Genomic DNA, 13,309 nt, shown 5'->3' on the forward strand with positions numbered 1-13,309 from the left:
TTGGTGCTGGTCGACTGCGTTCGAGGAGAACCATGACCAAGCTGGATACAACTGACGCAGAACGGAACGACAGCGGAGCGGTCAAACGGCTTCGCCTGCCGGTCTTCACCGTGATCGCCCTTGCGATCTTCGCCTTCGTCGCAGGCGGATTCGGCGGTTCGTTCCAAGGAAAACTGGCCGAGGTTCAGAAGAACGACAACGCCTCATATCTTCCGAGTTCCGCAGAATCGACGATTGTCAGCAACCAATCCGCGAACTTCCTTGCCGTCGAGACGATCCCTGGTTTTGTTCTGTTCCATCGGGATTCGGCCCTTACCGAGGCAGACAAGTCTGCAATCAACTCGGCATACGGCGCTATTGCCGGGATCTCCGGAGTAGACGCCGACGGTATGCAGCCCACCCAGTACTCCGCAGACGGCACAACTGCGTCGATCTTCGTGCCACTCGTCGCCAAAGACGGTGATACATCCGTGGCAGGCGATGTCCTGGCGACCACCGAGCAGAACGTCATCGACGCCGCAAAACAAGCAGCTGGTGATGTCGAGGTACTCCCAGCCGGTCCAGGTGGGCTACTCGTTGCGTTCATCGACGCCTTTGCCGGTCTGGACGGAGCGCTCCTTGGCGCGGCACTCCTGGTCGTGGTCCTCATCCTGCTTGTCGTGTACCGATCGCCGGTGTTGTGGTTCTTCCCGCTGTTCTCCGCGCTCCTCGCAATCGGCTTGTCGTCGATGGTGATCTATTTTCTCGCGAAAGCCGAACTGCTCACGCTGACCGGACAATCTCAAGGCATCCTTTTCGTGTTGGTGATCGGTGCCGGTACCGACTACGCCCTACTCTTGATCTCTCGCTATCGCGAAGAACTGCACACGTATCCCAACCGCTTCGACGCGATGATCAAGGCCTGGCGCGAGTCTGCGCCGGCCATCACCGCTTCAGCTGTCACCGTAATTCTCGGTCTGCTCTGCCTGACGTTCTCTCAACTCAACTCCAACAAGAGCCTCGGACCCGTCGCCGCCATCGGGATCGCCTGCACCTATCTGGTGATGATGACGTTCATGCCTGTCGCTCTGGCCGCCACCGGACGGTGGGTCTTCTGGCCGCGCAAGCCCAAGGTCGATCACGCCGCAGACCTTACGACGCACGGGATGTGGGGCAAGATCGCCGAGGCCGTCGGTAGCAAGGACCGCCCACTGTGGATCGGCGCCACAGTCTTGTTGATCATCCTGTTCGCGGCCGGGATCGGCAGTCTCAAAACCGATGGCCTGACATCCACCGAAAGCTTCACCAATCGTCCCGACGCTGTTGTCGGACAAGAACTCTACGACTCGAAGTTCGATCCCGGAGCGGGCGCACCGGCCGTGATCACCGCAAACGCCGACCAGGCCGACGCCGTCATCAAGGCAGCCAGCGGAGTCGAAGGTATCTCACAGGATCCCGGTGCCGTGTGCACCCAGGTAGACGTCGCGAAGGTCAGCGAGCTGATCAAGACCAACCCCGCTGCCGTCGCGCAAGCCGCCGCTGCGGGTTGCGCCCCTGCAGCTTTCACCGTTGCACCGATCGACGGCCGAACCATGATCAACGCAACCCTCGCCGACTCCTACGATTCTCCGCAGGCACTCGACACCGTCAAGCGACTGCGGACGGCGGTGCACGACGTGCCTGGCGCCGACGCACTTGTCGGCGGCAGCACGGCCACCACCCTCGACGTCCAGGCCGCCTCGGTCCGCGACAGAAACCTGATCATCCCGATCGTGTTGGTGGTGATCTTCCTGGTCTTGGCCGCTTTGCTTCGCGCTCTGCTGATCCCGGTGATTCTCATTGTCACCGTGGTACTTTCCTTCGCGGCCACACTCGGTGTGAGCGGATTCTTCTTCACACACGTATTCGGGTTCGCCGGGGCGGATCAATCGTTCCCGCTGTTCGCCTTCGTGTTCCTCGTCGCGCTGGGTATCGACTACAACATCTTCCTGATGACCAGAGTCCGGGAGGAGACCGGAGAATTCGGTACCCGTGCAGGTGTCCTGCGCGGTCTTGCAGTGACGGGCGGTGTGATCACCTCAGCCGGAATCGTCTTGGCCGCAACGTTTGCCGTACTGGGTATCCTGCCACTGGTCTTCCTCGCCGAGATCGGTTTTGCCGTGGCCTTCGGCGTGCTACTCGATACGATCATCGTGCGCAGCGTCCTGGTGCCGGCACTCTCGCACGACATCGGGAAACGCATCTGGTGGCCGTCCGAACTGGCCCGCGCGAAAGACTGACCGACTACAGAAACGCTTCCTTGGTCCACAGATGAAAGAGCGCGTAGGCTCGCCAGGGTCGCCAGCGCTCGGACAACGCTGCGGCTTCTTTGCCCGACGAGACCCCCAGCGCACGTTTCAACACCAGATCATCAGGTACGAATGCGTCGCGATCACCGAGAATCCGGACGGTGAGATAGTCAGCGGTCCACGGTCCGATTCCCTTTAGCGCCAACAGCTCTCGCCGAAATTGGACAGGATCCGCATCCCAGGAGAGATCGAGACCGTTCGCTGCCGCAGTTGCCAACGTGTGCACTGTTCTTGCGCGCGCTGTGGTCAATCCGACGGCTTTCTGTATGTCCTCCGGCGATTGCGCTGCAACCACGTCCGGATCAGGGAAGGCAAGAAAATCCCCTTGCGCCGGCGCTCCGAATGCGCTGACAAAACGACCACCGAACGTCCTCGCCGCGCCGAGCGAAACCTGTTGTCCCAGAACGGTGAGCACTGCGGTCTCGAACCCGTCCACCGAACCGAGCACTCGCAATCCTGGACGGGCTGCAACAAGTGGGGCCAACAACTCATCGCTGCCGAACGCTGCTTCGACAGCAGTGTGATCGGCGTCGAGGTCGAGCCAACGACGCACGATCACCTCCAGCACTGCGGAATCCTCCGCCGGCACATCGGAATCCATGACGACACCGTCGTCTGTCCACGACACCGACACGACAACCGGGCCGGAAGGCAACGGTATGACTCTGGTGTGAACACCGTCGTCGTGACGCTCGAGGCCTGCGACGCAGTGAGCCCGCAAGGCACCGGTGAGCGGTTCGACTGCATAAGGCGCCTGAAAGCGCAGCGTCACTGCGCTCACCGGCCGGCTTCCAGATCCAGCAGAATCGCTTTCAGTTCGGGGCCGCCGGCGTACTGCCCGAGGCTGCCGTCGCTGCGCACCACCCGGTGACACGGGACCACCAACGGCAGCGGGTTCTTTGCGCATGCCGTCCCCACGGCACGAACGGCACGTGGGCTACCCGACGCTGTTGCGACCACCGAATAGCTAGCGGTGTGGCCGTATTCAATTTCGGGAAGATGACGCAACACTTCGCGTCGAAATCCCTTCGCGAGTTGGAAATCCAAGTTCAGATCGAATTCCCGACGCGCACCGGCAAAGTACTCGTCCAGCTCCCGAGCGACGCTGTCGAGCCTTCGCGGGTAATGCAGAACTCGGGGGCTGACCGTGTCGGCCAATCGTTCCAGAACCAGATCGTGCCCTTCGACGGCAAATGCAACCCGCACCAAACCCACATCGGTCGCTGCCAGCAGTAGCTTTCCAACAGGTGAATCGACGGTTCGGTACGCCACGTCGATCAATTCAGCTTCGGACGCCTGCGCAGCCAGGCGCGCCCGTAGGCGGATCATGGCGTCAGCGTCAACGGCTGGAAGTGCCTCGAACACATCGTTACTCATGAGTGACTCCCTTCCGCAGCGGTAGCGGACAAGTAGGTTCTTCGTAGTGTGGCGATACCGTCGGCACCCGCGCGTCTGGCGGCTGCCGGGGTGTTGCCGAGGATGTCCGCGATCTCTGCGTACGGCAGCCCACCCAGAAAGTGATAGGCGACTGCCGCACGTTGTTTGAGCGGTAGCTGTTCGAGTGCGTCCCAGAGTTCGTGATCCCACGTGCCCGGTACGCCGATTCGCGTCGGCAATTCCGGAACGTCGTCTGTCGGAACGGCCACGCGGGCACGCACTCGGGTGATGTCGATTGCCTTGCGGTGCGCGATGGTCACCAACCACGCTTCGATGTTCGCGTCCGGGTTCAAATCCGGATAGGCCCGCATCGCTGCGATGAACGTCTCGGACCACGCGTCCTCGGCGTCGACGGGACCGACGACCGCACGGCAGACTCGAAGGACCACAGCACCGTATTCGGTCACGACGTCTTCGAACGGTTTCAGTGTCACGATCGGTAGACGTTTCCGATCACCGAATTGTGAGTCGAGCGCATCAGAAGAGGACATCCGATTCGCCGCCGTGCTCTCGATCGAGGAGGAAGCGCTTGCGTTCGAGACCGCCGGCGAAACCGGTCAGGCTTCCGTCGCTTCCGACCACGCGATGGCAGGGAACGATGATGCTGATCGGATTTTTACCGTTTGCCGCAGCGGCCGCGCGGATCGCAAGTGGATTACCCAAAGTTTGCGCGAGCTCCATGTAGGTCCAGGTTTCGCCGTACGGGATCGTTCGCAAGACGTCCCACACTCGCTTCTGGAACTCTGTACCCACGGGCGCCAGCGGCACGGAGAACTCCGTGCGATAACCCTCGAAGTACTCCGTGAGCTGCGATTCGACTTCACCGAAGACCGCCGCGGAACGATCACCGAACGTGGACTCGTCCGGCTTGTGGCGATGCTCCGCCATGTACAGCCCGCAGAGGTCGTCACCTGCCGCTACCAGCGTCAACGCCCCGATCGGCGAGTCGATCACGGTGTGCGTACGGATAGCCGTCATGTCTCGATCCTTCCAGGTTGCGCGGTGCAGCAGGCAGCGGGTGAATTGATTGTCCGCGCGGGCACCGACACCTCGAAGACGCCGCTGGCCTCGTGAATGTGAGATTTACCTGTACTTTGACGTCACATCAGGCAGTATCGAGGGATGGCTCTAGTTTTGCCCGGAAGCTCCACCGTCGTCCGCTCCGTCGGCGACGTGGTGCACTGGTCCCTGTCCACGGTCGCTTTTGCGGTCACCCTGCCCACTCGACTCGAGGCGCTCCTCTTCTCGGTGGAGAGGTTGGTGGCGCGCATCAACCAGATCGCCGACAACGCCGACCGCGTCGTCATCGGAGCCGCCGCCGTGACCGTTCGAGCTGAGACGCTGGTCGAGGCCGTCGAGCAGACCTCGGACATCGCGGGACAGATCCTCGAGATCTACGAGCCCATTGCATTGCAGCTCGCGCCGCTGGCAGCCAGATTCGCCGACGATCTTTCCGAGGCTGAGGTCAGCGCCGCGATCAAACTGATCGACCAACTGCCGGAGCTCACCGACCGGGTGACCGCGGTGCTGCCCATCCTCGGAACCCTGGACTCCGTCTCGCCCGAGATCCACGAACTCCTGGGAGTGGTCAAGGACCTGCGGCAGGCGATTGTCGGAGTGCCTGGCTTTCACTTCTTTCGCAAGCGGGGCGAAGCCAAGCTCGATTGATTTTTCAGGCCGAGTAGCCGTTGGTTCCGGCCCTCGTCATGACGACCTTCGGAACTACTGCTCGAGACGAGAGTTTGAGCAGTCCGTCCACCAACTCGACGATGTCGTCGACCTTGATCATTTTGTCGGGTGTGATCCGATCGTGCGTCCACGCCGACATGTCCGTGTCGACGTAGCCGGGAGCAATGGCCGTCGCGCTGACGCCGTTGCCGGATTCCTCGGCGTTGAGAGCCTCCACCATCGAAATCAGTGCAGCTTTGGTGGCGCCGTACACCGCCAGACCGCTCTCGGCATACACGCCGGCCATCGAGGCGAGAGCGATCACCTTTGCTCCGCCGGCGAGGTCCGCGTCCGCCGCAGTGCGCAGGAGCGGCAGCGATGCTTGCAGGAGCGCGAACGGTGTCCGCAGATTGACCGCGACGGTTTTGTCGAATCGTCGCATGGGGTAATCCGCTACTCGCCCACTGGTTCCCACTCCGGCGTTGAGGACGAGGGCGCGCATGGAGCCGAACCGCTCGCCGTGCGTAGCTACGAGCGCTGAGGCGAAGTTCTCGTCCGCCATGTCTCCTGCCGAGACTATGACGTCCGGCGATCCGGCGCACGTAAGTTCTTCGGCGACGACCGCAAGTCGTTCGGCGTCACGGGCGGTGACGGTCAGTCCGTACCCTTGCGATGCCAGGCGCGTTGCGATGCCGAGGCCGATTCCCTTGGAGGCGCCGGTGACCAGTGCTGATCGAGTCATTCGAATTTTCCTTGCAGTGCATTGAGTCCGGCCGAGATCAGTTCCGGCACAGAAGATCCAGCCTTGTCGAATCCCCCGCCGACGGTGGCGCCTGCTCGGAATCGGTGATCGATGCCCTGCGCCACGACGGCGAGTTTGAAGAACCCGAGCGCCATGTAGAAGTTCCAGTGCGCCAGCTCTCGACCCGATACGGACGAATACCGTTGCGCCAGATCGACAACGGAGGGTAGTGACGGGCTCGTCCACGCGGCAGGTTCACCCAGAACCAGATCCAAGGCGGGGTGCCGGTAGACGCACATCATCGCGATGTCCGCCAGCGGATCTCCCAGCGTCGAGAGTTCCCAGTCCACCACTGCGGCAACCTTGGTGACGTCGTTCGCCGCAAGAATCGTGTTGTCGATCCGGTAGTCGCCGTGAACGATCGACGAAGCCGATTCAGCCGGAATCATGTCCGCGAGGCTCGAGGCCAACCTGTCCACGTCTGCCGAGTCCTCGGTCTTGACGCGCGACCATTGACCGGCCCACAACTTCACCTGGCGGGCGACATAACCGTCGGGACGGCCGAGTTCGCCGAGACCCACGGCGTTGTAATCGACGTCGTGCAGGGCGGCCAGAACACGCACCAATTCGTCGATACACTGCGTGACCTGCTCTGCCGGAACAGCTTCCAGCTCGGTTTTGGTCCGGATCACCTGACCGGTGACGAACTCGACCACCGTGAACGACGCACCCATCACCGAGGCGTCCTCGCACAGCACGACGGTCGGCGCGACGGGTACAGCAGTGTTCTGTAACGCCGAGGTGATTCGGAACTCGCGCGCGACGTCATGCGCCGACGGCGTGAGGCCGGCAGTGGGTGGGCGACGCAGAATCCACTTCGAGTTGTCGTCGAAGATTCCGTACGTCAGGTTGGATTTGCCACCTGAAATCAGTTCGGCTCGCAACTCACCGCTGACAGTGACGCCTGCGGCTTGCAGATATTTGCGCAGTGCCGCGAGATCGAGTCCTGGAAAGTCCGTCACTTCGATTCCTCCCGAGCGGCCCGCTTCGCGGCTCCGACAACACGTTTCGCAATGGCCCAGCGATGAACCTCGGACGGGCCGTCGTAGACGCGGAAGGGACGCACTTCACGGGACAACCGTGCCAGGGGCAGATCGCCGGACACGCCCATTCCGCCACACATCTGAATGGAGCGGTCGACGATCCGGAAGATCGCCTCGGCCGCATAGGTCTTGGCGATGGACGTCGCGTTGCTTGCGTGCCCGCCCTGATCGAGTTCGAAGCAGGCCTGCACCAGAAGTGCACGGCTGGCTGCGATGTCGATCTCGTTGTCGGCGACCATCTTCTGGATCATTCCGAGATCACCGAGTTTCGAGCCGAAGCCTTCGCGTTCGGCAACCCTGGCCACGGCGACGTCGTGGCCGCGGCGCGCTGCACCGAGCCAGCGCATCACGTGCGTCATGCGGGCGGGACCGAGACGAACCTGCGCGTAGGCGAAACCCTGATCGACCTCACCGAGTACGGCCTCGTCGGGTACGAAGAGATCTTCGAACGTCACCTCGCAGTGCCCACCGATCATTGCCTTGTCGAGGGTGTCGATGTGTCGACCCACTACCAGGCCGGGAGTGTCCGTCGGCGCCAGGAACATGGTCGCTCCGCCGCGCTGCCCGGGCTCGCCGGACGTGCGCGCCATGATGATGAAGAACCCGGCGCCGTCGGCGCCGGTGATGAACCATTTCTTACCGTTGATCTTCCAGCCACCGGGGACTTTCTCGGCGCGGGTGTTCAAAGCCGAAGGATCGGATCCCGCTCCGGGCGCGGGTTCGGTCATGGCGAATGCCGACCGCATGTCCCCGCTTGCGAGCGGCGCGAGGAACTGCTGCTTCTGTGCTTCGTTCGCCACGTGGGCCAGCATGTGAACGTTGCCCTCGTCCGGCGCCGCGATGTTGAGCGCCGTCGGCCCGAAGAGCGAGTAGCCGGCTTCCTCGAAGACCGGCGCGCGATCACTCATGTTGAGCCCGTGTCCGCCGTACTCGATCGGCACATGCGGGGCGAAGACACCGGCTTCTTTGGCTGCCGACTGCATCTCGATGCGAATGGCATCGCCACCCGCTACGGCGATGTCACCGGCGTGTTCGTCTTCGATGGGGAGCACTACGTTGCGCGTGAAGTCGCGCGTCTTCTCGATCAGCGCCACCACCTCGGGCGCGTACGTCAGATCGATTGCCACCAGCCACCTCCGAAAGAACATCCCGACCGAGCGATCGCTCGGTATCAGCACTCTCGCACACGCCGATGCGTCGGGTCAACAATCTTCGAGCATCGCCTCGCCCTGATCGAGCCGGCCGGCAACGACCATGTCGCGGTACAGATCGTCCTTGTCCATGAGCTCCTCATGGTTGCCGATGTTGCGGATCCGACCGTCTTCCATGACCACGATCCAGTCGGCGTCACGCACCGTCGAGAGCCGGTGAGCGATAGTCACCACGGCCCCGGTGCGCGCCCGTTCGTTGATTGCGTCGACAATCGCGGCTTCTGTGAGCGTGTCGACCTGGGCAGTGGCTTCGTCGAGCAGAAGCAAAGCACTCGGCCGCAGAACTGCGCGCGCCATCGCGATCCGCTGACGTTGGCCACCCGACAGCGAAGTGGCCGTCAGAGCGGTGTCGAGTCCGTCGGGCAGGGCCTCGATCGCGTCGTCGAGCCGAAGCAAGCGCAGAACAGCCTGGACTTCTTCGTCCGTCGCGTCGGGATGACTGAAGACCACGTTCTCCCGAATCGTTCCGGGTACCACCGGCGTCTCCTGCTCCACGTACGCGAGACTCTCGCGCACAGCGCGGTGATCGAGCGCGTCGTAACCGACTCCACGCAGGAGAACTTCACCCGATCGCGGTTCGACAAATCGCAGCACAGTCGAGAGCAAGGTCGTCTTTCCGGCACCCGACGGGCCGACGATGGCCATGTGCCCACGCGTCGGAATAACCAGCGAGACATCGCGCAACGCCGGCTGGTTCGATCCGTGATAACTCACGGTGACGTCGCGCAACTCGATCAGCGGCGCGGCAGCGTTTGTTTTCGCGACCACGTCCACGACCTCGTCGTACTGCTCGGTGGGCAACGACTGCATCTCGCGAATCCGGATAGCTGCCGCGATTCCCGACTGAACGGAAGTCACGTTCTGCGCAAGCTCCGACACCGGCCCCATCAGGGTGAAGGCGTAGAGCAAAAACGCGATGAGCGTCGAGACTGCCATTTCGCCGTCGGCGACTCGCCAGGCACCGAAGCCCAGGATGGCAATGATCGATCCTTGAATGGCGGTCCACGCGACAGTCCACGCGGTTGCCGACACTCGAACCGCCGTGATCGCATGCTTTTTCGCATCGGACGCATTGTTCGTCACCAGAGCGCCGACGCGATCCTCGGCGAGGGAAACCTTGACCGTCCGGATCGCACGCAAGCCACCCTCGAGAACGCCGCCGAGCTGACCGAGCGATTCCTGGGTTCGCGCTTCGGCCGCGGAAATCCGGGGCATCAGAACGGCAAAGAGTATGGAGGCGAACACGATTGCCACCATGGTCACGCCTAACAACGGCAGATCCAGAACGCCCATCAGAACAATCGTTCCAATGGTCAACGCGGCTGCGTTCAGAATATTCACCGCGGCCGACGACGCCGCCTCCCTCAGCAGCAAGGTGTCCGACGTGACCCGGGTGACCAATTCACCCACGGATCGCGATTGCAGCGACGGCACAGTCGCAGCGAGGAATCGCCTCACCAGCGAAGACCTGGCGTCGAACACAACCTTCTCGGCTGCGGTTCCGAGAACGATCCACTGAGCACAGCCGAGCACAGCACCGACGACCAGAAGGACGACGAGCGTGAGGATCGGCCCCTTCAGCGACGCACCGGTATCGAGGGTGTCGAGAACCCACTTGGTGACCATGGGCGTTGCCAGCGTCGCCGCGGAGCCGCACAGCGCCAGTACCAATCCGAGCAGGAGCGACGGCAGATGCGGTCGAGCGAACTCCGAGAGGACGCGGAGATTGCTCCATTTCGGTGCGGGCTGAGAAGCGTCGGGTTCAAGCATGAATTTATGGAACACGAATGTTCCATAAAGGGCAAGAGAAATTCCGATTCGGAACACTGGATACCGAAACCGGACACGGCTACGCTTCGAATTCGTGACAACGATCCACAGCGCACCTGAACAAAGCGCGACCCGCGAGCGCACACGGAAGGCAATCCTCGATGCCGCCGTTTCGGTGTTCGCATCCAAGCCTGCCGCGACGCTCAGCGAGATCGCTTCGGCCGCGAAGGTCGGCCGGACCACTTTGCACCGCTACTTTCCCGAACGGTCAGACTTGGTCGACGCAGTCGCGGCCGAGGCCACCCGCGCCGTCGGAGAGGCAGCAGCAGCAGCTCGACTCGGCGAGGGTACCGGAGCCGAAGCGCTGGTTCGCCTGTGCCATGAATACTTCGAACTGGCCGACCTTTTGACGGTCCTGTTCTTCACTCCCGGCGTGTATCAAGAAGATTCGTTTGCCGAGTCCGCGTCGAACGACGACGGAGTCACCGACGCCATCGAGCGCGGACACTCCGACGGTTCCATCGACCCCGACATGGGTTCGGACTGGGTGCAGAACCTGCTGTGGTCACTGCTCTACACGTCGATGGACTACGTGAACCGCGGTTCCGGGACGCGCCTACAGGCCTTGGACCTGACGGTTCGCAGCCTCCGCCGCGGAATCGCCCCCGATCCCGCGGTCTAGGTTGTCGGCTGCTTGAACAGCGGCGTGCCGTTTGGTCACACCTAATTTTCGGTAGATCGAGCGAATGTGAGTCTTCACTGTGGGATAGGCGATGCCGGGGTGCGCAGCGATCTCGTCTGCAGTCATCGTGGTCCGCAGAAAGGTGAGAATCTCGTTCTCTCGTTCCGTCAGGACTCCGGCGACTCGGACAGAGAGCCGGCTCGACGTACTTGCCGACAATGCCCACAACGCCGCGGCCACCGGACTTCTCATGACGGACCCGGCCGCGTACGCCGAGACTGTCAGCGGCGGCCGTGGGATCGCGCAGATGGAGGAAGCGAACCGCAACTTCGTCAGCCTGCCATCCGCTCTCGACGCCTACCGCACGTTCTTCCTCGATCTCATCGACGAAAAGCGCACCGGGGCAGCACTTTTCCACTGCGCACCGGGAAGAATCGAACCGGATGGGACGTGACGTCTTTCCTACTCCTACTCGGCGCCGACGAAGCCGATGTACACGCCGATTATCTGGAGACGAACACCGATCATGCGCCCATGACAGAACCGATAGTCGACTTCGCCGCGAGCAAAGGCGTTGACGGAGAACTTCTCCGGCCCCTCCTCGGAGTCCGTGACAGTTACTTCGACGCCGCGCTCGACGAAATGCGCACACGCTTCGGCACTGTCGAGGACTACGCACTCAACGGACTCAAGCTCACTGCAGAGCAACTGACCGCGCTCCGCGAGCGGTTCACGTCACGGTCGGGCTTCGTCAACGCGATGTGATCGAAGCTCTGACCGTGCAGGAATCCGCGCTCTCGTCCTGCTTCTTCGGTCGATCGTCCACCCGGGTGACCACGATGACGGCGACGATGCCCACCGCCAAGCCGAGAGCGGTGAACGGAGTGAAGGATTCTCCGAACATCAGTGCACCCCAGACTGCGGTGACGGGGGCGATCAAGAACATCAAGGTGTTGACGGACGTAATGCCGATGCGACGAAGCAATAACCAGTACAGCCCGTAACCACCGAAGGTGGACAACACGATCAACCAGAGCAATGCGATCCAGAATGTGTTGACACTTGGCGGTACCGCCTTTCCGGAGGCAACAGCTAGTACCGTGAAAGCTATTGCGCTGGTTGAGCAGTGGATGGCCAAGGCCTGCAGTGGCGGTGTGGACGTGGGAGCGCGTTGCTGGACGAAGGTGGATGCAACCAGGCTCACCATCCCCAGGAACGGAATCGCGTACGCCCACCACGGGGCCGATGCACCGGCCCCGGCGTCGGCTGCCGTGACCATCGCGACGCCGGCCAGTCCGATTGCCAATCCGACCCACTGCATCCGCGGGACTGCGACACCGAGGACCGGGCCGAGCAGCGCAGCTGCCACCAGCGGCTGAATACCGTCGATCAGCGCTGTGGTTCCGGTGTTCACGCCGAGATCGACTGCCCAGTACACAGACAACAGGTAGCCGCTCTGGGAGAGCATTCCGATCACCACCTGTCTGCCGAGAGCCCGCGCTGTCGGCATCGTGTTCCGGCGCCGGGCGGACAGCCAGACATTCGGCACGAGTACCGCCGCAAGCGGGAGAAAACGCCACATCAGCAGCGTAAGGACTTCGGCACTGCCGGCGCCGAGTTTGGCCCCGATGAATCCCGAACTCCAGCACGCGACGAACAGGACCGACAAGATAGCCGTCACGGCAGATCTCGAGATGACGATCCGAGGTATACCGATCTGTTTACTCATGGAGTCGACTATACAGATCGGTATACTTCTGTCCATGGCAGACGAATCCGTACCCGAATTGACTCCGAAAGCACGCCGCATTCTGGAGTCTGCGTCGAAGTTGTTCTACGAAAAGGGGATTCATGCCGTTGGCGTGGATACCGTCGCACAGGACGCCGGGGTCACGAAGAAGACTTTGTACGAGCGGTTCGGCTCGAAGGACGGTCTCGTCGTGGAATACCTGAAGGATCGAGATCGGCGGTGGCGAGCCTTTCGCGACAAGAAGCTCGCATCAGCCGGAGACAGTCGCGCCGAACGGTTGAGTGCGGTGTTCGATGCTTCCGCCTCCTGGTCCAAGGCGAGCGGAGGCAAAGGGTGCAGCATGATCAACGCGCACGCCGAGTTCAGCGATCGCTCACATCAGGTGTTCGCTGTCATCGCCGAACAAAAGCGGGAGATGTTGGACCTTTTTCGGCGCATTCTGTCGACGGGAGGGCAAGCCGACGAACGTCTCGCCGAGGCAATCATGCTGCTTCACGAAGGTGCCCTGGTCGCAGACGGGATCGGTATCGGCACCGACCCCTTCGTGGCCGGCCGGGACGCAGCGCTCGAATTGCTGAAGAATTCAGACTGATTCGCGCAGTTGGGCCAACAGGTCACT

General features: G+C 62.2%; 14 protein-coding genes and 1 pseudogene. 5 read left to right on the forward strand and 10 right to left on the reverse strand.

What is annotated here, in order from left to right; translation table 11 throughout:
- The first annotated feature begins 32 nt into the window (after positions 1-32).
- Entirely contained in the window at positions 33-2,258 is a 2,226-nt protein-coding gene (locus ACSW29_RS18650; RefSeq protein ID WP_448277976.1) for an MMPL family transporter, read from the forward strand.
- 4 nt (positions 2,259-2,262) lie between these two features.
- On the opposite strand, the gene ACSW29_RS18655 is transcribed toward ACSW29_RS18650, so the two are convergent.
- From ACSW29_RS18655 to ACSW29_RS18670, 4 genes are read right to left on the reverse strand one after another with little or no spacing between them, the layout of a single operon-like run.
- Positions 2,263-3,108 (reverse strand): DNA-3-methyladenine glycosylase family protein, encoded by an 846-nt coding sequence (locus ACSW29_RS18655; protein WP_448277977.1) that lies wholly within the window; start codon positions 3,106-3,108, stop codon positions 2,263-2,265.
- A complete protein-coding gene (locus ACSW29_RS18660) occupies positions 3,105-3,704 on the reverse strand; it encodes a methylated-DNA--[protein]-cysteine S-methyltransferase (RefSeq protein ID WP_448277978.1) in 600 nt (199 codons plus the stop codon). The genes ACSW29_RS18655 and ACSW29_RS18660 overlap by 4 nt, the downstream gene beginning before the upstream one ends.
- The gene (locus tag ACSW29_RS18665) at positions 3,701-4,255 is read right to left on the reverse strand and encodes an RNA polymerase sigma factor (RefSeq protein ID WP_230815174.1); all 555 of its coding nucleotides are present in this window, start codon (positions 4,253-4,255) and stop codon (positions 3,701-3,703) included. Before ACSW29_RS18665 ends, ACSW29_RS18660 begins: the two co-directional genes overlap by 4 nt.
- Complete coding sequence (locus tag ACSW29_RS18670; RefSeq protein WP_448277979.1) at positions 4,242-4,742, reverse strand: methylated-DNA--[protein]-cysteine S-methyltransferase; 501 nt, start codon at positions 4,740-4,742, stop codon at positions 4,242-4,244. Before ACSW29_RS18670 ends, ACSW29_RS18665 begins: the two co-directional genes overlap by 14 nt.
- Before the next feature lie 144 nt (positions 4,743-4,886).
- Here ACSW29_RS18670 and ACSW29_RS18675 point away from each other — a divergent pair, with 144 nt between their 5' ends.
- On the forward strand, positions 4,887-5,432 hold the full coding sequence (locus tag ACSW29_RS18675) for a ribulose 1,5-bisphosphate carboxylase large subunit (protein ID WP_230815172.1): 546 nt from the start codon (positions 4,887-4,889) through the stop codon (positions 5,430-5,432).
- Positions 5,433-5,436: 4 nt separating this feature from the next.
- On the opposite strand, the gene ACSW29_RS18680 is transcribed toward ACSW29_RS18675, so the two are convergent.
- From ACSW29_RS18680 to ACSW29_RS18695, 4 genes are all read right to left on the reverse strand, one after another.
- Positions 5,437-6,174, reverse strand: a complete 738-nt coding sequence (locus ACSW29_RS18680; protein ID WP_448277980.1) for an SDR family NAD(P)-dependent oxidoreductase — start codon at positions 6,172-6,174, stop codon at positions 5,437-5,439.
- A complete protein-coding gene (locus ACSW29_RS18685) occupies positions 6,171-7,196 on the reverse strand; it encodes a phosphotransferase family protein (RefSeq protein ID WP_448277981.1) in 1,026 nt (341 codons plus the stop codon). The genes ACSW29_RS18680 and ACSW29_RS18685 overlap by 4 nt, the downstream gene beginning before the upstream one ends.
- Positions 7,193-8,404: an acyl-CoA dehydrogenase family protein gene (locus ACSW29_RS18690; protein WP_317825835.1), complete on the reverse strand. Its 1,212-nt coding sequence runs from the start codon at positions 8,402-8,404 to the stop codon at positions 7,193-7,195. The genes ACSW29_RS18685 and ACSW29_RS18690 overlap by 4 nt, the downstream gene beginning before the upstream one ends.
- A 75-nt stretch (positions 8,405-8,479) precedes the next feature.
- A complete protein-coding gene (locus ACSW29_RS18695; RefSeq protein ID WP_317825836.1) occupies positions 8,480-10,258 on the reverse strand; it encodes an ABC transporter ATP-binding protein in 1,779 nt (592 codons plus the stop codon).
- A gap of 94 nt (positions 10,259-10,352) precedes the next feature.
- On the opposite strand from ACSW29_RS18695, the gene ACSW29_RS18700 reads away from it, so the two are divergent.
- Complete coding sequence (locus ACSW29_RS18700; RefSeq protein WP_019745447.1) at positions 10,353-10,940, forward strand: TetR/AcrR family transcriptional regulator; 588 nt, start codon at positions 10,353-10,355, stop codon at positions 10,938-10,940.
- On the opposite strand, the gene ACSW29_RS18705 is transcribed toward ACSW29_RS18700, so the two are convergent.
- Entirely contained in the window at positions 10,875-11,192 is a 318-nt protein-coding gene (locus ACSW29_RS18705) for a response regulator transcription factor (protein WP_448277982.1), read from the reverse strand. The two genes, ACSW29_RS18700 and ACSW29_RS18705, sit on opposite strands and share 66 nt — an antisense overlap.
- Here ACSW29_RS18705 and ACSW29_RS18710 point away from each other — a divergent pair.
- Positions 11,191-11,705, forward strand: a pseudogene (locus tag ACSW29_RS18710) (tyrosine-protein phosphatase). The gene ACSW29_RS18705 and the pseudogene ACSW29_RS18710 sit on opposite strands and share 2 nt — an antisense overlap.
- Here ACSW29_RS18710 and ACSW29_RS18715 read toward each other — a convergent pair.
- Entirely contained in the window at positions 11,692-12,669 is a 978-nt protein-coding gene (locus ACSW29_RS18715; protein ID WP_448277983.1) for a DMT family transporter, read from the reverse strand. The pseudogene ACSW29_RS18710 and the gene ACSW29_RS18715 sit on opposite strands and share 14 nt — an antisense overlap.
- Positions 12,670-12,703: 34 nt before the next feature.
- Between ACSW29_RS18715 and ACSW29_RS18720 the strand changes: the two genes are divergently transcribed.
- Positions 12,704-13,282, forward strand: coding sequence for a TetR/AcrR family transcriptional regulator (locus ACSW29_RS18720; RefSeq protein WP_448277984.1), 579 nt, complete (start codon positions 12,704-12,706; stop codon positions 13,280-13,282).
- Positions 13,283-13,309: the final 27 nt, after the last annotated feature.

This window comes from Rhodococcus sp. GB-02, from assembly GCF_053470465.1.

Excerpts from the sequence above, each read along its gene's own strand:
- ACSW29_RS18650 (WP_448277976.1), top strand. The coding sequence starts at position 33 with ATGACCAAGCTGGATACAACTGACGCAGAACGGAACGACAGCGGAGCG.
- ACSW29_RS18660 (WP_448277978.1), bottom strand. The coding sequence starts at position 3,704 with ATGAGTAACGATGTGTTCGAGGCACTTCCAGCCGTTGACGCTGACGCC.
- ACSW29_RS18665 (WP_230815174.1), bottom strand. The coding sequence starts at position 4,255 with ATGTCCTCTTCTGATGCGCTCGACTCACAATTCGGTGATCGGAAACGT.
- ACSW29_RS18670 (WP_448277979.1), bottom strand. The coding sequence starts at position 4,742 with ATGACGGCTATCCGTACGCACACCGTGATCGACTCGCCGATCGGGGCG.
- ACSW29_RS18675 (WP_230815172.1), top strand. The coding sequence starts at position 4,887 with ATGGCTCTAGTTTTGCCCGGAAGCTCCACCGTCGTCCGCTCCGTCGGC.
- ACSW29_RS18680 (WP_448277980.1), bottom strand. The coding sequence starts at position 6,174 with ATGACTCGATCAGCACTGGTCACCGGCGCCTCCAAGGGAATCGGCCTC.
- ACSW29_RS18695 (WP_317825836.1), bottom strand. The coding sequence starts at position 10,258 with ATGCTTGAACCCGACGCTTCTCAGCCCGCACCGAAATGGAGCAATCTC.
- ACSW29_RS18705 (WP_448277982.1), bottom strand. The coding sequence starts at position 11,192 with ATGAGAAGTCCGGTGGCCGCGGCGTTGTGGGCATTGTCGGCAAGTACG.
- ACSW29_RS18715 (WP_448277983.1), bottom strand. The coding sequence starts at position 12,669 with ATGAGTAAACAGATCGGTATACCTCGGATCGTCATCTCGAGATCTGCC.
- ACSW29_RS18720 (WP_448277984.1), top strand. The coding sequence starts at position 12,704 with ATGGCAGACGAATCCGTACCCGAATTGACTCCGAAAGCACGCCGCATT.